The 18,942-nt window shown below is 69.8% G+C and carries 15 protein-coding genes and 1 pseudogene; 6 read left to right on the top strand and 10 right to left on the bottom strand.

The annotated features are described in order from the left end of the window. The 6 genes from mltG to ACGLYG10_RS11500 form a co-directional block, all read right to left on the bottom strand. On the bottom strand, nt 1-1,233 hold the full coding sequence (mltG, locus tag ACGLYG10_RS11525; RefSeq protein WP_073331971.1) for an endolytic transglycosylase MltG: 1,233 nt from the start codon (nt 1,231-1,233) through the stop codon (nt 1-3). Then, the gene (ruvX, locus tag ACGLYG10_RS11520; RefSeq protein WP_073331970.1) at nt 1,230-1,706 is read right to left on the bottom strand and encodes a Holliday junction resolvase RuvX; all 477 of its coding nucleotides are present in this window, start codon (nt 1,704-1,706) and stop codon (nt 1,230-1,232) included. The genes mltG and ruvX overlap by 4 nt, the downstream gene beginning before the upstream one ends. A 29-nt stretch (nt 1,707-1,735) precedes the next feature. After that, nucleotides 1,736-4,453 carry an alanine--tRNA ligase gene (gene alaS / locus ACGLYG10_RS11515; protein ID WP_073331967.1) on the bottom strand — a complete coding sequence of 906 codons (2,718 nt, stop codon included), beginning with the start codon at nt 4,451-4,453 and terminating at the stop codon, nt 1,736-1,738. A gap of 146 nt (nt 4,454-4,599) precedes the next feature. After that, on the bottom strand, nt 4,600-5,223 hold the full coding sequence (rpsD, locus tag ACGLYG10_RS11510; RefSeq protein ID WP_073331965.1) for a 30S ribosomal protein S4: 624 nt from the start codon (nt 5,221-5,223) through the stop codon (nt 4,600-4,602). Between the two features lie 1,248 nt (nt 5,224-6,471). After that, nucleotides 6,472-7,335, bottom strand: coding sequence for a sulfite exporter TauE/SafE family protein (locus ACGLYG10_RS11505; RefSeq protein WP_280173615.1), 864 nt, complete (start codon nt 7,333-7,335; stop codon nt 6,472-6,474). A gap of 32 nt (nt 7,336-7,367) precedes the next feature. Then, nucleotides 7,368-8,795, bottom strand: a complete 1,428-nt coding sequence (locus tag ACGLYG10_RS11500; RefSeq protein WP_073331963.1) for a replication-associated recombination protein A — start codon at nt 8,793-8,795, stop codon at nt 7,368-7,370. Nucleotides 8,796-8,875: 80 nt separating this feature from the next. Between ACGLYG10_RS11500 and ACGLYG10_RS11495 the strand changes: the two genes are divergently transcribed. Further along, nucleotides 8,876-11,251 (top strand): MMPL family transporter, encoded by a 2,376-nt coding sequence (locus tag ACGLYG10_RS11495; protein ID WP_073331961.1) that lies wholly within the window; start codon nt 8,876-8,878, stop codon nt 11,249-11,251. A gap of 35 nt (nt 11,252-11,286) precedes the next feature. Here ACGLYG10_RS11495 and ACGLYG10_RS11490 read toward each other — a convergent pair whose 3' ends face one another. The 4 genes and pseudogenes from ACGLYG10_RS11490 to ACGLYG10_RS11475 form a co-directional block, all read right to left on the bottom strand. After that, nucleotides 11,287-11,904, bottom strand: a complete 618-nt coding sequence (locus tag ACGLYG10_RS11490) for an L-threonylcarbamoyladenylate synthase (protein WP_073331959.1) — start codon at nt 11,902-11,904, stop codon at nt 11,287-11,289. 73 nt (nt 11,905-11,977) lie between these two features. After that, a complete protein-coding gene (locus tag ACGLYG10_RS11485) occupies nt 11,978-12,916 on the bottom strand; it encodes a helix-turn-helix domain-containing protein (RefSeq protein ID WP_211483018.1) in 939 nt (312 codons plus the stop codon). Between the two features lie 78 nt (nt 12,917-12,994). Further along, nucleotides 12,995-14,029 (bottom strand): NAD(P)-dependent alcohol dehydrogenase, encoded by a 1,035-nt coding sequence (locus tag ACGLYG10_RS11480; protein WP_073331957.1) that lies wholly within the window; start codon nt 14,027-14,029, stop codon nt 12,995-12,997. Nucleotides 14,030-14,108: 79 nt separating this feature from the next. Next, nucleotides 14,109-14,483 (bottom strand): annotated as a pseudogene (locus ACGLYG10_RS11475) (MFS transporter); the annotation flags it as partial. A gap of 356 nt (nt 14,484-14,839) precedes the next feature. Here ACGLYG10_RS11475 and ACGLYG10_RS11470 point away from each other — a divergent pair. The 5 genes from ACGLYG10_RS11470 (at nt 14,840) to ACGLYG10_RS11450 (ending at nt 18,938) form a co-directional block, all read left to right on the top strand. Beyond that, nucleotides 14,840-15,799 (top strand): DUF4232 domain-containing protein, encoded by a 960-nt coding sequence (locus ACGLYG10_RS11470; RefSeq protein WP_244542673.1) that lies wholly within the window; start codon nt 14,840-14,842, stop codon nt 15,797-15,799. Between the two features lie 225 nt (nt 15,800-16,024). Further along, complete coding sequence (locus tag ACGLYG10_RS11465; protein WP_083565875.1) at nt 16,025-16,255, top strand: hypothetical protein; 231 nt, start codon at nt 16,025-16,027, stop codon at nt 16,253-16,255. Continuing rightward, complete coding sequence (locus ACGLYG10_RS11460; RefSeq protein ID WP_073331949.1) at nt 16,239-16,484, top strand: DUF6290 family protein; 246 nt, start codon at nt 16,239-16,241, stop codon at nt 16,482-16,484. The genes ACGLYG10_RS11465 and ACGLYG10_RS11460 overlap by 17 nt, the downstream gene beginning before the upstream one ends. Before the next feature lie 190 nt (nt 16,485-16,674). Further along, complete coding sequence (locus tag ACGLYG10_RS11455) at nt 16,675-17,388, top strand: ABC transporter ATP-binding protein (RefSeq protein ID WP_073331946.1); 714 nt, start codon at nt 16,675-16,677, stop codon at nt 17,386-17,388. Nucleotides 17,389-17,537: 149 nt separating this feature from the next. Beyond that, nucleotides 17,538-18,938 carry a DUF6297 family protein gene (locus tag ACGLYG10_RS11450; protein WP_073332155.1) on the top strand — a complete coding sequence of 467 codons (1,401 nt, stop codon included), beginning with the start codon at nt 17,538-17,540 and terminating at the stop codon, nt 18,936-18,938. Nucleotides 18,939-18,942 lie beyond the last annotated feature (4 nt).

Genomic DNA, 18,942 nt, shown 5'->3' with positions numbered 1-18,942 from the left:
CTACTCGCCGTCCGCCGGGGCCGTCGGGCTGGGCGAGGCGGAGGCGCCGGAGCAGACCTCGGGGTTGTCCTCGCAGTACGCCGACAGCTTCTCGGTGTTGGCCACCTGCTCCTCGTGCGTGGTGGCGAACAGGGTCTCCCCGGTTTCCAGATCGACGGTCACGAAGTACAGCCAGTCGCCGGCGGGCGGGTCGACCACCGCCTGAATGGCGGCCTCGCTGGGACTGCCGATCGGGGTGGGGGTCAGCCCGGCATGCTGGTAGGTGTTATAGGCGTTGGCGTCGTCCGCGATCTCGTCGGCGGAGGGGATGCCGCCGGTGCGGCCCAGGCCGTACAGCACGGTGGAGTCCATCTGCAGCATGCCCTTGGTCTCCCCGTCGGTGTCGGCGAGCCGGTTCTCGATGACGCGGGCCACCTGGCCGTAGTACTCGGCGTGGAAGACCTCCCGTTCCACAATGGAGGCCTTGATCAGCACGTCCTCATAGTCGGCCTCGTCCACGCCGGCCTTGCTCAGGCGTGTGTTGGTGGTGGAGACCATGGAGGCGACCACGTCGGTGGCCGTGGCGTCCTCGGCGATGTCATAGGTGGAGGGGGCGAGCCAGCCCTCCACGTCTCCGCCGGCGACCTCCGGCAGACCGATGGCGGTGGTGTCCGCGAAGGCGGCGTCGACTTCGGCGTCGGTGTAGCCGCCCACGCTCATGAGCCGCTCCTTGACCTCCGCCTTGGTAGCGCCCTCGGGGATGGTCAGCGTGTGATCGGAGCGGGAGGACGGGTCCAGCAGCAGGGCGACCGCGTTGACGGCGGACATATGGGTCTTGAGCGTGTAGGTGCCCGCCTGGATGTTGCCGGCATTGGAGTTGGCCGCGTAGGCGTTCTTGAAGGCGCCGGCGGTGGCGACGACGTCGGCGTCGACGAGGATCTGAGCGATGTCCGCGCCGGTGGCGCCATCCGGGATGGTGACGACAACATCGTCCTCACCGGCCCCGGTGTAGTCGGCGACGGCGGTTTGCTCGGGCTGGGCGCCCTTGACCACGCCCAGGGCCTTGTAACCGACGAAGCCGACCGCGGCTAGCACTACCGCCAGCACCACGGCGGTCAACGCGTGGCGGCGGCGCTTGCGGCGCCTCCGGTCGCGCTCAACGTGACGGTCGCGGCGCCGGCGGGGGCCGGCGTCCGGCTGTTCGGCGTCGGTGCGGTCAACCCCGACGGCCGAGAAGAAGTCGTCCTCGGTCACTGTCTGCCTTCCTGGATGGGTACGACCATCTCGCCGGCGGGCGCGTCGGTGGAGCGCTCCGTGGCGAGGGCCTGTTCAAGTATGACCACGGCGGCCGCCTGGTCGACAACGCTGCGAAAGCTCTTCTCCCGCCGACCGGACTCGTGCAGCTCGCGGTGGGCGGTGACGGTACTCAGCCGCTCATCCACCAAGCGCACCGGCACAGGAGCGATCAGGCCGGCGAGTGTGCGCGCCCAGCGGCGGGCATCGCGCGTAGAGGCCGAAGCGCCTCCACTGAGGCTGCGGGGCAGCCCGACGATCACCTCGAATGCGCCGTGGTCGGCCACCAGGTCGGCGGCCTCCTCCAGGTCGGCGCCGTAGCGGTCGCGGCGCAGGGTGGCCAGCGGTACCGCGAGGATGGCGTCGGCATCGCAGCGGGCCACGCCCACGCGCACCTTGCCGACGTCGAAGGCCAGTCGAACCCCGGTCCTCACCACGTACCCCTTGCCGGGTGCCCGCGGGCTCAGGCCAGGGCGGCCGCGATGGCGGCCAGCGCGGCGGGAATTGCGGCCGGGTCCTGGCCGCCACCCTGGGCGACGTCATCCTTACCGCCACCGCCACCGCCGAGTGTCTTGGCGGCGGTGCGCACCAGCGCCCCCGCTTGGGCGCCCTGGGCGCGGGCGGTGGGGTTGGTGGCGACGACGACGAGCGGGCGGCCATTCGCCTCCCCGGCCAGGGCCACCACGACGGCCTCCGACTCGGGCAGGCGTCCGCGCACATCCAGGGCGAGGCTGCGCAGCGCGTCGGCAGAGCCGACCGCGCCGAGCGAGGCGCTGGCCAGCAGGTAGTCGCCGGTGCGGGCGGCCGCGCCGGCGATCTCGCCGGCCCGGGCGGTCAGGGCGGCCTGCTCCGCGGCTGCCAGCTTCTTCTCGGCGTCCTTCAGTCGCGCCAGCAGGCTCTCCACGCGGCCGGGTAGCTCCTCGGGGCGGCCGCCCACCAGGGTGGACAGCTGCGAGACGAGCGCGTGCTCCTTGCGCTGGAAGCCGTAGGCGGAGTCCGCCACCAGGGCGTCGATACGGCGCACGCCGGAGCCGATCGATCCCTCCCCCAGCAGAGCGATGCGGCCGATGTGACCGGTGGAGGGCACGTGGGTGCCACCGCACAGCTCCCGGTCGAAGCCGTCGCCGATGGTGACGACCCGCACCTGCTTGCCGTACTTCTCCCCGAACAGGGCGATCGCGCCCGAGGCGCGGGCCTCCTCCAGGCCCATGACTTCGGTGGTTACCGGCAGGTTCTCGGCGACCTTGTCATTGACCAGTGCCTCGATGTCGTCCATCTGACCGCCGGAGAGGGCCGAGCCGTGCCGGAAGTCGAAGCGCAGCCTGGCAGGAGAGTTCTCACTGCCGGCCTGGGCGGCGTCGGGCGAGACCACGTTACGCAAGCCCGCGTAAACCATGTGGGTGGAGGTGTGGGCGCGGGCGATGGCCAGGCGGCGCACGGTGTCGATTTCGGCGTAGGCGCGCTCGCCCACCGCGGCCGTGCCCTCGGTGAGGGTGCCGCGGTGCACGGACAGGCCGCGGATGGGGGCCTGCACATCGTGCACCTCGATGACGCCGCCGTCGGCCAGGCGAATGGTGCCGTGGTCGGCCAGCTGGCCACCCATCTCGGCATAGAAGGGGGTGCGGTCCAGGATGACCTCCACCTCGGCCGGGGCGGTCGCCACCGGGGCGGGCACGCCGTCGACCAGCAGGCCGGTGACGGTCGCGTCGGCGGCCGACTCGGTGTAGCCGAGGAACTCCGATCCGCCGCCCATCTGCTTCTCAATGTCCTGGAAGACGCGCACATCCGTGTGGCCGGTCTTCTTGGCACGGGCGTCGGCGCGGGCGCGTTCCTTCTGCTCCTCCATGAGGGTGCGGAAGGTGGCCTCGTCCACGTCCACGCCCTGCTCCGCGGCCATCTCCAGGGTCAGGTCGATGGGGAATCCGTAGGTGTCGTGCAGCTCGAAGGCCGCCTTGCCGGGGACGACCGGACGGGTGCCGCGCCCAGATTCGGAGGCCCGCTGCTTGGCGGAGGCGACGGCGGTGTCCAGGATGGTGGTGCCTGCGGCCAGGGTGCGGCGGAAGGCCTCCTCCTCCGCGTAGGCGACGTCGGAGATGGTGGCCCAGCCGGTTTCGAGCTCCGGGTAGGAGGCCTTCATGGCGTCCTTGGAGGCGGTCAGCAGGGTCGGCAGGGTGGCGTCGCTCACCCCGAGCAGGCGCATGGAGCGTACGGCGCGGCGGATCAGGCGGCGCAGCACGTAGCCGCGGCCGTCGTTGCCGGGGCGCACGCCGTCGCCGATGAGCATCAGTGCGGAACGGACGTGGTCGGCCACCACCCGCAGGCGCACGTCGTCGAGGTAGGCGTCACCGGCCTCCGGGCCCGCGGCGCCCCGGCCGTAGGTCTTGCCACTCATGGCCTCGGCGGCGGCGATGACGGGGTAGACCTCGTCGATCTCGTACATGTTGGGCTTGTCCTGCATGATGAACGCCAGGCGCTCCAGGCCGAGCCCGGTGTCGATTGCGGTCTGGTCCAGCTTGCCGATCAGCTCGAAGTCATGGCCCTCGCCCTCGCCGCGGATGAACTCGTCGAAGACCAGGTTCCAGATCTCCAGGAAGCGGTCGCCGGCGGTGTCGGCAATGGGGCCGCCGTCCGGGCCGTAGGCGGGTCCGCGGTCGTAGTGGATCTCGCAGCAGGCGCCGGCGGGGCCGGGCTGTCCGGTGGACCAGGAGATCTCCGCGAAGGGCAGTAGTTGCACGCGCTCGGCGGGCACGCCGATCACGCGGGTCCAGTGGTCGAAGGAGACCTTGTCCTCCTCCCAGATGGTCATCCACAGCCGGTCGCCGTCCAGGCCGTACTTGCCCTCCTCACGGCTGCCGGTGAGCAGGTCCCAGGCGTAGTCGATGGCGCCTTCCTTGAAGTAGTCGCCGAAGGAGAAGTTGCCGTTCATCTGGAAGAACGTGCCGTGACGGGTGGTACGGCCGACGTTGTCGATGTCATTGGTGCGGATGCACTTCTGCACGGAGGCGGCGCGCGGCCACGGGGCCTTCTCGGTGCCCAGGATGTAGGGGATGAAGGGCACCATGCCGGCCACGGTGAACAGGATGGACGGCTCGGGGGACACCAGGGACACGGAGGGGCGGATCTCGTGCCCGTTCGCGGCGAAGTAGTCGAGCCAGCGGGAGCGGATCTCTGATGTACGCATGAGATGCCTCGTCCTGTTCGTTTCGGGAGGGGCGTGCGCTGCGCACGCCGGTGGATTGGAGAGCCGGGGCGAGAGTACCCCGGAACACTGGGGACGCCCCGAACCGGTATGCGGTCCGGGGCGTCCCGGCGTCGTGAAGCGTGGGGTCAGCGCGAGTAGTACTCGACGACCATCTGCACGTCGCAGGTCACCGGGACCTCTTCGCGCTTGGGGCGGCGCACCAGCTGTGCCTGCAGCTTCTCCAGCTCGACGTTGAGGTAGTCGGGCACGGGCGGCAGCACGTCGCGGTGGGTGCCGGCGGCGGCGACCTGGAAGGGCACCATCACCTGGGAGCGCGGACGCACCTGAATGGTCTGGCCGGGCTTGACGCGGAAGGAGGGACGGTCCACGACCTTCCCGTCAACCATGATGTGGCGGTGGACGACGCTCTGGCGGGCCTGCGCGATGGTACGGGCGAAGCCGGCGCGCAGTACGAGCGCGTCCAGACGCATCTCCAGCAGCTCGACCAGGGACTCACCGGTCAGGCCCTTCTCGCGGCGGGCCTCCTCGAAGACCTTCTGCAGCTGGGCCTCGCGGATGCCGTACTGGGCGCGCAGGCGCTGCTTCTCCTTCAGGCGGACGGCGTAGTCGGACTCGGTGCGGCGGCGGGCGCGGCCGTGCTCGCCGGGGCCGTAGGGGCGCTTCTCGAAGTAGCGGACGGCCTTGGGGGTGAGCGGAATGCCGAGGGCGCGCGAGAGGCGCACCTGGCGGCGGGAGCGTGAAGAGCTCATAGATATCTTCCTGTCGGATCGGTTCGCACGCCGTGGGCGGGTGCGCCCAGGCGCGGGGTCAGCCACGTCGGCTAAGACCCCAGGAGTGCCCGAGCGCGCGCCGGTCGCGCGACGCCGCAGGCAACCCGGAAACATTAGCGCGGCGGCGGCAGGGGATGCACGTCGAAGCCACCGGTTGTGAGCCGGTCCTCATCCGGCTTCGGCCCTGCCAACAGCCGGCCACCCGGAGCGAACCATCGCGGCGACGTGTCGAGGCCGGCTCACCCGCGGTGACCATACCGGCGGCGTGTCGAGACCGGCACGCCCGCGGCGACCAGGCGGTGACGTGTCAAGGTCGGCACACCCGGAGGCGCCTGCGTCGGGATGTACACGAGTTCGCGTCGAATACACGAGTTCTAGAGGTTTGCGAGCGCAGGGCACATGCAAACCTCTAAAACTCGTGTTCATGAAGCAAACGCGTGTGCGTCTGCCGGTGTGTTCGTGCCTCCTCACGCTTGCGGGCGTGGTGATTCGGGCTCGAGCTGCAGTGTGGTGGTCGGGTTCGGGGCTCTGTTCGACGGGGGCCGGCCTACCAGGTGGTCGTGTTCGGGTCGGTGAGGTCGTTCTCGGTGGCTGCCGACCTGCCGAATACGACCTCGTCAGCCCGAAACCCTCCACATTCGGGAGGGTTTCGGGCTGACGAGGTCGTTTTGGCCGAGCCCGGGTCGTTGTCGGGCTGATGAGGACGTTCTCGGGGCGGCGGGGACGATGCCGGGCCGGTCGAGGGTGGCGTCGCGGGGTGGACGGTTCGTGTGTTCCGGTGACGGTTCGTCAGGTAGCACCAACGGTTCGGCATGAACGACGACGGTTCGTACCCCTACCCCACGAACCGTCACCGGATATGCCGAATCGTCGACCAGAACGTACGAACCGTCAGACGAAGGCACCGAACCGCTGGGCGAACACGCGAACCGTCGGGCTAAGGTGCCGAACCGTCAGAGGAACGCACGAACCGTCGGCTAAAGGCGTGAACGTCGGCCTGAACGCACGAGCCGTCGTGCCTGGCCCACCGTGGTCCAGCGCGCACCCCCAGCCAACGCGCACTCCCACCAATCGCGCCACGCACCACGCCGCCGGGACACGTACGCCAACACCACCCGGCGAACCGCCCCATCCGCCCACCAGATGCCCAAGCGCGGGGAGCCGGGCTTGACCGGGGTCGTCAGGCTCGACTTCGACGGACCTCAGCCCCAAGCGCGACGAACCGGGTTACTTCGGCTGCCCCTTGTGCGGGGAGGAGTGACGGGAGCGCAGCAGGGTGGAGATGATCACGTACACCAGGAACAGGCTGAACAGGATCGAGCCCGTGCGCGGGCTGACCAGGCCGGCGACGACGCTCCCCAGTGGAGAAGCCGCGGCCGACGCCACGCCCACGACGAGCCCCACGCGCACGTCGGCCACCCCGTGGCGCAGGTTGGTGACGGTTCCGGACAGGGCGGTGGGGAGCATCACCACCAGGGAGGTGCCGCGGGCCAGCAGGTCACCGATGCCCACGGCCAGCTGGGTGCCGGGCACGATCACGGCGCCGCCACCCACGCCGACGAGTCCCGACAGGATGCCCGCCACCAGACCCACCCCCACCAGGGCGGCGCCGCTGGCGGGCGTGAGACTCAATCCGGCGTCGCGCACCGGCACCATGAGCTGCTGGGAGACGATGACGAAGACCGCGAAAGCCACGAAGATCCACGGCAGGATGCGGGCCGGGAGCGTACGCAGCAGGCGCACCCCGATCTGCGCGCCGGTCAGGGAGCCAATGATCAGGAAGACGGCGGCCACGAGGGACACCTGTCCCTGCACCCCGTAGGAGACCGCCCCGACGATGGAGGTCGGCACGATGGCGACCAGAGAGGTGGCGGCGGCGTGGCGCTGATCCATGCCGGCGAAGGCCATCAGCGCCGGCACGATCACCAGTCCCCCGCCGACACCGAACAATCCCGCCAGGAAGCCGGCCCCCAGTCCCATCAGTACAATCGCCGGCCAGCGTCGGGCGGGCGGGGACCACGGTGCCGGAGCATCGGACCGGTTGCGGGCGGAGTCGGGATCGGGGGCTTCGACGTTGGGGGTTGCGGTCACCTACCGACCCTATCCCCGCTCGCGCGTTCAGCTCACCTGCCCTGCTCCCCTGCGGCGCCGTGGGTGATGCGCCGGATGGCCGCCAGCCGCCGGGTCAGCTGCTCCTCGAAACCGTTCGTGGTCGGCCGGTAGTACTCGGCGCCGGCCAGTTCGTCGGGCAGATACTGCTGGGCGACGACGCCGTGCGGGTAGTCGTGCGGGTAGCGGTAGCCGACGCCGTGGCCGAGGCGCTCGGCGCCCGCATAGTGGGCGTCGCGCAGGTGAGCGGGCACCTGCCCGCCGCGGCCCGCGCGTACATCCGCCGTGGCCTCACCGATGCCGACCGTCACCGCGTTCGACTTCGGGGCGGTGGCCACCGCCAGGGCCGCCTCGGCCAGGACCAGTTGCGCCTCGGGCATGCCGATCAGGGCGACCGCCTGCTGCGCGGCCACGGCCGTGGACAGCACACCGGGGTCGGCCAGGCCCACATCCTCGGCGGCGTGGATGGTGATGCGCCGGGCAATGTAGCGCGGGTCCTCGCCCGCCGCGAGCATGCGGGCCAGGTAGTGCAGGGTGGCGTCGGGATCGGAGCCGCGCATGGACTTGATGAAGGCGCTGATCACGTCGTAGTGCTGGTCTCCCTGCCGGTCGTAGCGGACGGCGGCGACGTCGGCGGCCCGCTCCACGTCGGCCAGCCCGATCCGGGGCGCGGCGGACTGCGCGGCGGCCTCTCCCCCGGCCCCGTCGGTGGGTGCCGGCGTGGCTGCCAGAACCGCGCCGGCGGCCGCCTCCAACACGGTCAGGGCCTTGCGCGCGTCCGAGCCGGCCATGCGCACGATCTGCTCGCGGGCGTCGTCGGCCAGCGTGACCGCGCCGCCCAGGCCGCGTGCATCGACCAGCGCCCGCTCCACCAGCGCACGCACGCAGTCGGCGTCCAACGGGTGCAGCGTCAGCAGCAGGGAGCGCGACAGCAGCGGCGAAACCACCGAGAAGGACGGGTTCTCCGTGGTGGCGGCCATGAGCGTCACCCAGCGGTTCTCCACGCTCGGCAGCAGCGCGTCCTGTTGCGAGCGGGAGAAGCGGTGCACCTCGTCGACGAACAGCACCGTCTCCTCCCCCGCGGCCAGGCGCCGTCGGGCGTCGGTGACCACCTGGCGGACGTCCTTCACCCCGGCGGTGACGGCGGACAGCTCCACGAAGCGGCGACCCGAGCCGCGCGCCACCAGATACGCCAGCGTGGTTTTGCCGGTGCCCGGTGGCCCCCACAGGATCACGCTGGACACCCCCGCGCCGCCGGCCGGTCCACCCGCGTCGGCGGCAGGCTCGACCAGGCGACGCAGCGGGGAGCCGGGGGCGAGCAGATGGTCCTGGCCGACCACCTCGTCCAGGGTGCGCGGCCGCATCCGCACGGCCAGGGGCGCGTGGGCGTCTCCGGGCAGGCCGACGGCGTCGGTTCCGGCGCTCTCAAACAGGTCCGTCATGTGCACGATTCAACACCCGTTTCGGCTCCGCCCGAGTGCCGGGACCGCTCAGCGCCCGGCGGTCTGCCAGACTAGGGCGCATGCTTGCCTGGCTTTCCCGCCGCGTCATCAAAGATGCCTGGATCATCGTCGGTGCGTGGCTGCTTCTCGCCGTCGCGTTGCTGCTCCCTTCCATCACGGGGCTGGGCGGCAACAACCTGTTCGAGCGCGCGGCCGCGGGGAGCACTTCGATTGCCGGCACCAACAGTGCGGAGGGTGAGCAGATCCTGGACACGCTGTCGGGTGATGCCGAGACGGTGACGCTGCTGGTCACCGACATGGACATCTCCGACACCGTCGCCCAGCAGACGGTCGCCGACGCACTGGAGGACGCGCACGCGGATCTGCGGGCGCTGGTCGGCGAGCAGAACGTGATCGATCCCTTCGTGGTCCCCGGCATGCTGAATGAGCCCGCCGCACAAATGCTGGCCTCCACCGACCTGGACGGCTTCCTGCTGGTGGTCACCGTTGATCCCAACGGGGACACGGTCGCCGACGCCGACGACAAGAAGTACGCCGAGCAGGTCGCCGAACTGGTCGGCCGGGTTGAAGCCCGCCTGGAACAGGTCCCGGACGAGCTGAGTCGGGTTGAACCCGGTGTGCGCGGCATTGTCTCCGACGACGCACGCATGTCCGCAGCCGTCAACGATCAGGTGCGCGCCGACCTGGTGCGGGGTGAGCTGATCTCCCTGCCGCTGGCACTGATCATCATGGTGCTGGTCTTCGGCGGCTTCCTGGCTGCCGGCATGCCGCTGATCGGTGCGCTGGCCTCCATCGCGTGCACCATGGGAGTGCTGTACTTCCTGAGCCTGGGCATGGACCTGCAGTCCTTCGTCATCAACATTGTCACCGTGATCAGTCTGGGACTGTCGATCGACTACGGGTTGCTGATCACCTCCCGCTACCGGGAAGAACTTGCTCGCTCCCACGACGCCGCCGGCGAGGACGCCGGGGGGCACCGGCGTCGTCGTCGCAGCGGACGACGGGACCCCCGCCTGGCGGCCTGCATGACGACGACGCTGGCGACGGCCGGCCGCACGGTGCTGTTCTCGGCACTGACGGTGTCGGCCTGCATGCTCGGCCTGGTGCTGATGGGACCGGCGGTGCTGCGGTCCATCGGCATCGCCTGCCTGGCCTCGTGCCTGATCGCGGTGGCGGCGGCGGTCACCCTGGTGCCGGCCGTGCTGGTGCTGCTGGGGCGGCGCCTGCTGCACCCGCCGCTGCTGCAGCGCATTCCGGTCCTCGGCGCCATGCAGCGACACCTGGGGGACGTGACCAGTGAGCGCGGAGTGTTCCGGTGGATCGCCCGGCAGGTGCAGCGCATGGCCTGGGTGGTGCTGGTGGCCTGCGTGGTGGCGCTGGTGGTGCTGGCCTCCCCGGCCCGCAACCTGCACCTGCTCTCCTCCACTACCGAGCTGCTGCCCACCGACTCCGACCAACGCACCTACCTGACGGTGCTGGAGGAGCGCTACTCCGCCGTAACCCAGCAGGACGCCACCATGATCATCGCCGCCACCGGTGAGCGGGTCACCGACTTCATCAACGAGCAGGTGGCTGCCGTCGACGGCGTCCAGGAAGTGTTGCGGGTAGCCACCGCCGGCGACTACACAGTGGTCTATCTGGAGCTTTCCGGTGATCCGACCTCCCGCGCCGCCGAAGACACGGTCACCTCCATACGCGCGTTGTCTGCGCCCGCCGACACCTGGACCACCGGTCAGGCGGCCAGCCAGCTGGACTTCCGTCAGTCACTGCTGGCGTCCCTGCCGTGGGTGGGCACGTTCATTGTGCTGGCGACCTTCGTACTGCTGTTCCTCATGACCGGTTCCCTGCTGGTTCCGCTCAAGGCGCTGCTGATCAACCTGCTGTCCCTGGCGGCCTCCGTGGGCGCGCTGACCTGGGTGTTCCAAGAAGGACACCTGACCGGGCTGCTCGGCTTCGCCCCCATCGGCGGGGTGGAGGCCTACGTGGTGGTCACGGCCGTGGGTGTCGGCTTCGGACTGGCCATGGACTACGAGGTCTTCCTACTGGGGCGGATCAAGGAGTACTGGGACGCCGGCGCCGACAACGACACGGCCGTCGCCAAGGGTCTGCAGCGCTCGGGCCGCATCGTCACCTTCGCCGCCCTGATTATGGTGGTGGTGTTCCTCGGCTTCGTCAGCGGCGAGCTGCTGATCGTCAAGGAGGTCGGGCTGGCGCTGGCAATCGTGGTTGCCCTGGACGCGACCGTGGTGCGCATGCTGCTGGTGCCGGCCACCATGACTCTGCTGGGGCGTTGGAACTGGTGGGCGCCGACGCCGCTGCAGCGCCTTCACGACCGCTACGCGCAGGTCGGCGTGCTCACCGGTGAGCCGGCGCCGTCGGGCCCCGAGTCACGGGGGCCGGCCGAGCCTGAGGCGACTGCGGCCGCCACCGAGTAGCCGCGGGTGGTAGCGCGGGCTACCGGAGACATGGCCTATAGCAGGCTGATGTCGCCCGCACCTTCGCGGGCGACCTCCGGCACGTCCTCGGTCAGGTCGATGACGGTGGTCGGCTCGGTGGAGGTGACCGGCCCCTCGATGACGACGTCGATCAGGTGGCCGAGTGCATCCTCGATCTCCCAACCATTGGACTCCGGCGTGGTTTGTCCCGGACGAATGAGGGTGGAGGACAGGATCGGGGCGCCGAACTCCTTCACCAGCGCCTGCGCGATGACGTGGTCGGGAATGCGCACGCCCAGGGTGTGCTTCTTCGGGTTCAAGGTCATCCGCGGCACCTCCTTGGTGCCCTTGAGGATGAAGGTCCACGGCCCGGGCGTGAGCCGCTTGATGAGCCGGAAGGCGTTGTTGCCGACGATCGCGAGCGGGCCGACCTGGGCGAAGTTGGCGCACACGAAGGTGAAGTTGTGCTTGGAATCCAGCTGACGAATCGTGCGAATGCGCTCCAGTCCCTCCTTGTTGCCGGGGGCGCAGGCAAGCGCGTAGCCGGAGTCCGTGGGGTAGGCGATGAGCTCACCGTTCCGGAGTCTGTCGACGATCTTGGTGACCAGTCGTGCCTGGGGGTTGACGGGGTGCAGCTCAATGTAGCGGGACATGGAGCACATTGTTGCACCGATCACCCCGTGTTGTCGTGCGCCACACGGCGAGCTGAGCCGTCGGCCGGCGCGCTCAGTCGCGGCGGCGGTAGGCGCTGGGCGTGGTGCCGGTCTCTTCCCGAAACCGGCGGTTGAAGTTCGAGAGGTTGGTGTACCCGCTCAATGCGCACACCCGGGTCACCGGCAGGTCGGTGGTGCGCAGCAGGTGGCAGGCCCGCGCGACTCGACGCCGCCGTACCAGTTCGGAGAAGGTGATCCCGGCGGTGGCGTGGAAGAACCGGGAGAACGCCGATGGGCTGAGCGCCACCAGTTCCGCGGCCCGGGTCATGGAGATCTCCTCCGCCAGGTGGGTCTCCACATAGTCCAGGACGGCGTTGATCCGGGAGGCGGTGGCGTCGTCGAGGCTGGGCACGTAGCCGGCGCTGGCGATCGGGTGCGCCTCCGCGGCGGGGGCGGCGAGGAAGACGCGGGCCAGTTCCAGCAGCGCGGCCAGCCGCCCCAGCGGGCCCTGCCCGCCCATGCTCTCCAGAATGGCGGCCGCCCGCTCACGGCTGTCCCCCGACAGCATGATGCCCCGGCGTGCGCGGTCGACCAGCGCCCCCATGGCGGCCAGTTCGGGCAGCTGCCCGGAAGCCGCCTCGAAGCGCGCGGGCAGCACCTGGCACAGCACGTCGCGTTCGGGCAGGCGTTCGCCGGGACCGAGGTCCGAAAGCCAGTTGTGCGGCAGGTGCGGTCCCATCAGAGTGACCTGTCCGGCTTCGAAGTCGATGGCGCGGTCGCCCGCGAGCATCTGCCCGGAGCCGGAGCGGATCAGGTGGAACTCGATCTCGGGGTGGTGGTGCCAGCGGGCAAGCGGGTCGGGGTATCCGTGCGTCCACCAGCGCACCGAGGTGCCGGCGTCGGGGACGATGACTTCCAGGTCGCCGACGTCGGCCTTCGTCCCCGGCGCGGGTTCGACGCCCGGGGTGGAGGGGCGTGGGGGGATGCCGGGGCGGGCCGATGGGGAGGACACGCGCTCATTGTGCGCGCCCTGCCCACCGGCCCGTCGCCGGTCGCGGTGGTTGGCCCTTTGCACGGCTGCGGCCTCGGGTCAGCCCACCGTGATCTGGAGTTTGACGTCGCCGGGGCGGCCCTCGGCCACCCGGTCGAAGACCTCCTTGGCGCGGTCCATCGGGAAGGTTTCGGTGATGAAGGGCTTGAGATTGATCTTGCCGGCCGCCACCAGGTCGATGGCGCGCTGGTAGACGTTGGCGTAGCGGAAGACGGTCTCGATACGGGTCTCGCGGGCCTGCACCTCGGTGACATCGACGGCGACCGGGTCCACGGGGATGCCCACCAGGACGGTGCGGTTGCCGGGGGCGCCCAGCTTCCACAGGTCCTCGTACGCGGACGGGTGGCCGGAGGCCTCGAAGACCACGTCTGCGCCCCAGCCGGCGGTGCGCTCGTTCACGACGTCGAGCAGGCGCTGCTCGCGCAGGTCCACGGTAACGACGCCGGGGATCTGGGAGGCGATCTCCAGCTTGACCGAGGAGACGTCGGAGACGATGGCGGTGGAGGCGCCGCCGGCGAGCGCGGCGGCGGCGGTGAGCATGCCGACCGTGCCACAGCCGGAGACGACGGCGACGTCGCCGGGGTGGATGGCGGCCTTGGTGGCCGCGTGCATGCCGACCGCTAGCGGCTCGAGCAGGGCGCCCTCCCCGTAGGAGACGTTGTCGGGCAGGTGGTAGGTGAAGGCCGCCGGGTGAATGACCTCCTCGACCAGGCAGCCGTCTACCGGCGGGGTGGCCCAGAAGGAGACGGCGGGGTCGACGTTGTACATGCCCATGCGGGAGGCGCGCGAGCTCATGTCCGGGACGCCCGGTTCCATGGCCACGCGGTCGCCGACGGCGAAGTCGGTGACGCCCTCGCCCACCTCCAGCACGGTGCCGGAGGCCTCGTGGCCGAGGATCATCGGCGCCTCGACGATATAGCGGCCGATGCGGCCGTGCGTGTAGTAGTGGACGTCCGAGCCGCAGATGCCGACGGTGTGCGGGGCGATGCGCAGCTGGCCGGGGCCGCAGACGAGGTCTCCGGGGACCTCGCGGACGTTGATCTCATTGCGCTTCTCTAGGACTACAGCCTTCATGGTTTCTTCTCCTCGTGGGTTGGTTGCGGTGACTTGGTGGTGGTGAGCGGGTTTAAGGATGGTCGGCGATTCGGTGGGTTCAGGCGTCCACCTCCGCGACGGGTCGGTCGGCGGTCTCCGGCAGACGCCGCCCATTGCGGTCGAAGCCGGGCTGGTCGGGGTGGATGAAGACGGTGATGAGGGAGCCCAGCAGGTACAGGGCGGTGTAGGTCCAGCACACTCCGGCGACGCCGATGTGCGGCAGCAGCAGGGTGACCAGCCCGGGGCCGACGAAGGTGGTCAGGCCGGAGGCGAGGTTGTTGGCGGAGATGGCCGCCCCGCGGTGTTCGGGGGCCAGGGCGGGGAATACGGCGGCCATGGGGACGAAGGCGGTCACGCCCATGCCCAGGAGGACGGCGGCCGCGCCGAGGGCGATCATGTTGCCGCCCAGGAACTGGGGCACGTAGTAGAAGCCGAGGGTGGCGGCGGCGCAGAACCAGCGATGAGCCCGGGGATCAGGATCTTCGGGGGTGCAAGGCGCATGGGTTCCACTCCGTCGTGTTGGTGCCGCGGCTCATTCCGCGGTTGCTGGCTAAAGCATCGCCCCGGGCGCGCACAGCGGTCTTCCGGCGCCGATGCCGAGCGCCGGTACTTTTTTGACCCCGCCGTGGACCCGACCGGCCCGGTAGCATCGGTCGCAGCCGCTTGAAGGGGGTGCTTATCTTGTCCGGCACGGAACCCGACTCGGGTGCGCCACGCGACGCTCGCAGCACCCGCGGGCCCTGGTGGTGGCGAGCGCTTACTTGGCCATGGCGGCACTGGTTGCCCATTGTGGCGCACCTGGTGGGGATCACGGCCACGCTGTTGACGCCGATAGCCTTCCTGTGGGCCGGTCTGAGCATGCCGACGACCGCCTTCGAGCCTGAGGACGCCGATTACCGGTGCGCCTACTTGCTGGAGCAGCCGGTGGTGGCCGTCCAGGCCCACGAGTCGTGGTTCTTCTCCTCGTGCGACATCCTCACTTCCGGCGGCGACCTGTTGGCGCGGGTACCCATGAGTCCGGGCTGGTGGCCCTGGGCGGCCGGAGGGCTCGTGCTGCTTAGTGCGAGTGCCGTGGTCATGGCAATTGTGGCTCTCGGTCTTCAGGGCGGTGAGCACAGAGCATCCGCCCGCGTGCTGGTGGTGTTGGCGCTGGTGATCGTGCTGGCTACTCCACGCGGCCTCACCTGGCTGGGTGAGCACGCCGAGTCGCCTGATGCCACCGCGTTGGCCCGGGCCCAGCAAATGACGATCCCCGAGCTAGCCGGAAACGGCCGCGTCGTGCCGATGAACAGCTTGATAGTAGAGGAGTGCGACCCCGCAGAGCTGAGCTACTGGCACATTTGGAACTCTGCCGCACTGGGCGGCCACGTCACCGCTGCAATCGCCGTACAGAACGACTCCAAGGCCGCTTGTCTGGTATCCGGCTGGCCCGACGTCGTCGTTGTTGACGAGCAGGGCCGGGACCTTGAGGTCTCTGTACTGCACGTGGACGACCAGGAATCCAGGTCACCGAGCACAAACGACCCGCCCGTGGTAGAGATCGGTCCGCGCGTACGGGCCGTCGCCACCCTGCGGTGGGACAACGACCAGAGCCGCCCCACCGGCACCCACCTGGCGGTGACGACCGCACTCGGCCGCCAGGCAGTCACGAAGGACCCCGACCCCAGGTACAAGGAATGGGGCACCGCCCACGACCTGACGATCCCCGAAGGCCATCTCGTTCTGATCTCCCCGTGGGAGCATGAATAGCCGCACCGCCGCCGACCGCGCGTTTCACGACCACCCGGGGTCGTGAAACGCACCCCAAGGTCGTGTTCGGGCAACACGAACGGCCCTCTTCAACGACGTAAGACGATGTACTACAATCCATGTATGACGCGGTTGTACTGGGACGCTGCCACGGAGCGGTATATTCGGAACCGCGCCAAGAGGTACCCGGGGGCAGTCGGCGTCACGCCAGAGCAGGCATGTGAAGTGCTGGACGACATCGACCTGGTTGCGCTCGAACCTGATCCAAAGTCTCATACTGGCGCCAGTCGCTTCATCGGCTATTCACCGAATGCGAAACGAGTACTTACCATTATTGCCTGGCGGGATCGCGACGGTGATCTGCATCTGGTGAATGCCTGGCGTGCGACCGGCGCAGACCTGCGCCTGTACAACCTCAAGGAGGACGAGGAGGACTTCGATGGCCAAGACGGTTGACGCTGAAATGATCGCCAAAATGCGTGAGGAATCCGAGGTGACCCGCGAAGCGGAGTACCCCGTGAATACCGTTCCTGTACGACCGAACCGGTCTCAGGTGTACTCGGTGCGGTTAACCCCGCAGGAACGCGAGGCGATCGAGGCGGTCGCTGAGGCAAAACATCTGCCCGCCTCGACCCTGGTGCGGGCATGGATACTGGAGCGTCTTGAGGCCGAGCACGCTGCTTGACTGGCGCTGGTCGACGATTCCCAGGGAGCCGCGCGTTTTACGACCTTGGGGTGCGTTTCACGACCACCCCGGGGTCGTGAAACGCACCCCAAGGTCGTGTTTTGCACCGGCAAGGCGGTGAGCCTCCTTCTACGGCGCGGCGTAGGGCCGGTAGCATCGAACGCAACCGCTAGGGTCGAGGAGGACCACGATGCCCAGGACACGCGCACCCGCCGCACGCGGCCAGGTGTTGGTTGCGGCTCGTGATCTAAGTGTTGGCTATGGCGAGCACGCCGTGTGCGGGCCGGCTACCTTCGTCCTCCGAGCGGGTGAGGCGCTGGCACTCGTGGGCGTCAATGGCGCCGGCAAGTCCACCCTGCTACGCACCTGTCTCGGCCTGCTTCCGCCCGTCGACGGCGAGGTGAGACTGCTGGGGCGCATCCCCGATCCGCGTTCGGGTCGGCAGCGCCGGGCGGTGGCACGCGAGTTGGGCGAGGAGTCCTTCTTCCCCGCCCTGACCGTGGCCGAGCACCTGGCACTGGTCTGCTTCGGGCATGCCGTGCCCGATCCGGAGCGGACCGCCAGGCAGCTGCTGGAGGAATTCGATCTCATCGACCTGGCCGACGCCCTGCCCGAAGAGATGTCCTCGGGACAGCGACGTCGCCTGGCTCTGGCCGCCGTGCTGGCCCGACCGCGGCGCATCCTGGTTCTGGACGAGCCGGAGCAGCGCCTGGACCATGTCACGCGCCGTGCCCTGGCACAGCGCCTGGTCGCCGAGCGGGAGACCGGTGTGGCCGTGCTTATCGCCTGCCACGACGCGGAGTTCGTGCGCACGGTCGCCACTAGTGTGCTGCTGGTAGGCGCCGACACCAACCTGCTTGATGTCTCCGCCGGGGTGCGCGCCATCACCGAGGGCCGGCTGTGACCGCGGCCGGCGGCAACTCCTCCCCCGCACCGCCCCCGGGTCGGGAACTACGCCGCTGGGTACGGGGTCATACCGCTAGTACACGCAGCCCCTGGGCGATTCTCGGTGATGTCTATGACACGTTGCTGTCCGCGGCGATCCTGGCTGCCATGACCGTCCCGTACCTGGCGCGGTTGGGGACCGGTGCCCCGGCGTCCATGCCCGGTATGGTCGCCGCAGACCCGGCCTGGGCGGCCATACTACTGGCGCTGGTACTGGTGGGGCTGCTGTTGGATCCGCTGCGGCGGCTGGGCCCGCTGTTCCTGCGGACCTATGAGGCGGCCTGGTGGCTGCCCATGCCCGGCGATCGGCGTGGCCTGCTGGCCCCCGTGGCGTGGGCGGAGATGGCGCTTGCGGTCGTCGCCGGCGGCACGGCCGGATTCTTGCTGGCGGTGGTGGCGGGCGGCGGAGCGGCGACGGCCTCCGGGACAATCCTGCTCGGCGGTGGCGGTGGGGCGCTGTTGTTATTGGCGCTGGTACATGCGCAGGTGGATGGTACCGGCCTTCTCGGTGCGAGAGTGGCACTGCTGGTCATGGCGGCAGCGGTGCTCGCGGTCGGTGCGTTAGGTGTGCCTTTTCCGCGCCGCGCGGCAGGAGTAGTGCTCACGCTGCTGGGCCTATTAGCGGATTTGGCGGCCGCCGCCTGGTGGTGGCGGTTGCGGGTCCGGCTGGTTGACATACCGGATTCGCACCTGCTGGAGGTGGCCGCCCGCAACCTGGGTGCGCAGGTTTCCTGGCTCTCCCTGGACACTCGCGCGCTCGGGCGCCTGCTGTCCGCCCCGGCTCGGCGTCCGGCCCGCCCATCACGCCTGCCGCTGGCCGGATTGTCGCGTCGGCTGCCGCGGGCGCTGGGTCCGGTGTTGGCCGTGGCTCAGGCGGACTGGCTGCTGCTGTGGCGCCAGCCGCGCCGCTTGGTGCAGCTACTGGCGGGCCTGCTCATTGCGATGTTCCCCCTGGTGTCCAGCGGTATCGGAGCGGTCGGCCAGGCCGTCTTCCATCTGGTCGGCGGCTGGGTTGCGGTCCTGGCTCTCGCCGAGCCCGCACGGCGTGCCTGGTTCGACGGCGCGGCGGACGCGTCCTGGCCGGTTGGCCCCATCCTGATCAGGTGCGGGCACCTGCTGGTGCCAGCCACGGCGATGACTCTTTGGGCGGCGGTGGCGGTGCCCGCCCAGCTACGTGAACAGGCATACTCGTTGACGCTTACCGGGGCGTGCAACATCATCGGTCTCGTGGTGGCGGCGGGTTGCGGCTGGGCCGGTGCGGCGTTGCGGTCGGGGTTCCGGCCCGCACCGGATTTCTCCCTGGGCCTGATCGCCTCGCCGGTCGGATCGCTGCCGCCGGGCGCGGTCGCGATGCTGGTAAACGGGCCCGATGCCGCCGCCCTGGCCGGAGCGCCGACCGCACTGCTGGCCGCGGGAGTGTCCCCGACGGCGCGACTGCTAGTCGCGCAGATAGCCGTCAGCGCCGTCGTCGTCACCTGGGGGCTGCTGGCCGGCCGCAGGCTGGTCTGAAGAA

The sequence above is a fragment of the Actinomyces glycerinitolerans genome (genome assembly GCF_900098745.1).
Taxonomy (GTDB): Bacteria; Actinomycetota; Actinomycetes; order Actinomycetales; family Actinomycetaceae; genus Actinomyces; species Actinomyces glycerinitolerans.
The sequence above is the reverse complement of the archived record's forward strand: the minus strand, read 5'-3'. Positions and strand labels throughout refer to the sequence as shown.

Coding starts and splice junctions, on each gene's coding strand:
- alaS (WP_073331967.1), bottom strand. CDS start 4,453: ATGCGTACATCAGAGATCCGCTCCCGCTGGCTCGACTACTTCGCCGCG.
- rpsD (WP_073331965.1), bottom strand. CDS start 5,223: ATGAGCTCTTCACGCTCCCGCCGCCAGGTGCGCCTCTCGCGCGCCCTC.
- ACGLYG10_RS11500 (WP_073331963.1), bottom strand. CDS start 8,795: ATGACGGACCTGTTTGAGAGCGCCGGAACCGACGCCGTCGGCCTGCCC.
- ACGLYG10_RS11495 (WP_073331961.1), top strand. CDS start 8,876: ATGCTTGCCTGGCTTTCCCGCCGCGTCATCAAAGATGCCTGGATCATC.
- ACGLYG10_RS11490 (WP_073331959.1), bottom strand. CDS start 11,904: ATGTCCCGCTACATTGAGCTGCACCCCGTCAACCCCCAGGCACGACTG.
- ACGLYG10_RS11480 (WP_073331957.1), bottom strand. CDS start 14,029: ATGAAGGCTGTAGTCCTAGAGAAGCGCAATGAGATCAACGTCCGCGAG.
- ACGLYG10_RS11460 (WP_073331949.1), top strand. CDS start 16,239: ATGGCCAAGACGGTTGACGCTGAAATGATCGCCAAAATGCGTGAGGAA.
- ACGLYG10_RS11455 (WP_073331946.1), top strand. CDS start 16,675: ATGCCCAGGACACGCGCACCCGCCGCACGCGGCCAGGTGTTGGTTGCG.
- ACGLYG10_RS11450 (WP_073332155.1), top strand. CDS start 17,538: ATGACCGTCCCGTACCTGGCGCGGTTGGGGACCGGTGCCCCGGCGTCC.